General features: G+C 49.5%; 2 protein-coding genes. Both read left to right on the forward strand.

Features of this window, described 5'->3' with window-relative positions; genetic code table 11:
- Positions 1-891: phage baseplate assembly protein (locus Xbud_RS20015; RefSeq protein WP_099137527.1), on the forward strand; the 891-nt coding region annotated here is incomplete at its 5' end.
- Positions 875-1,096 (forward strand): phage baseplate assembly protein domain-containing protein (locus Xbud_RS18980; protein ID WP_211283557.1); only part of this gene is annotated, 222 nt, incomplete at its 3' end. The genes Xbud_RS20015 and Xbud_RS18980, both read left to right, overlap by 17 nt.

The following is a 1,096-nucleotide window of genomic DNA, read 5'->3' on the forward strand; positions in this document are numbered from 1 at the left end:
GATATCTGGAATTCGTCCATTAACAAAAGCACTCACCAGATACGGGTGACCGGACGCGGTAAATGTCAGGATTTGGTTGATTGTTCGGCAAAATGGCCGAACAACGTGATTACCTCGGCGACGGCATTACAAATTGCTCAAAAACTGGCGCAATGGTACGGCATTGAAGTGAAATCGGATGTGACTGAGATGAAAGCCGTACCGCAATTCACCCTGAACTGGGGGGAGTCTTCACAGGAAATCATTGATCGCATTACTCGCTGGTCTGCCCTGCTGTATTACGACACACCAGACGGTAATTTATTTCTGACCCGTGTCAGTGACAAAGTGGCTGCCAGTGGTGTGGCGCAGGGGAAAAACATTGAGCAGGCAGATTACCAGTCCGCCATGAATGAGCGGTTCTCAGAGTACATCGGCCTGTCGATGAATGTCAGCGGGTTAAGTGAACTGTCGGCAGGAAAAGGTTATGACGTGGTGACGATTGCGACAGCCAAAGATCCGGAAGCGGAAAAGATGCGCTACCGCAATTACGTCACTATTATCGAAAGTACTTTGCATACCTGGAAAAAACAGCAAGACGCGATTAACTGGGAAATGAACCGACGTTATGGCCGCTCTAAAGTACTCAAAGTCTTGGTTGATAGCTGGCGGGATGTCAGCGGGACACTGTGGACGCCCAATACCCTGATCCCGATCCATTTACCGGCATTCGGGCTGGAATCCGAACAATGGCTGTTATCTGAAGTGTCTTATGTTCGTAATAAAGATGACGGCACACGGGCAGAACTGACCCTGATGCCGCCGGCAGCGTTTGCCGTACAACCGTATGAATTTTACGATGCAATCATGGAATTGCGTGACGGAGGTTATTCACATGATGGAAGCCATTAGAAATTTAAATCGCCGCGCAATGATGATGCTCGGTTTAGGCAGGGTAACTACCTGTAATGATAAAGGGGTTATCCAGCAAGTACAGTATCAAACCGCGATGGAAGTTCGGGACAACACGCACCGGATCGCCGAGTTTGGTTTTTCATCCGGGTTACCTGCCGACACCGATGTCGTACTGGCGTTCTTAGGCGGTGACCGCTCTAAT

Source organism: Xenorhabdus budapestensis, from assembly GCF_002632465.1.
Classification (GTDB): Bacteria; Pseudomonadota; Gammaproteobacteria; order Enterobacterales; family Enterobacteriaceae; genus Xenorhabdus; species Xenorhabdus budapestensis.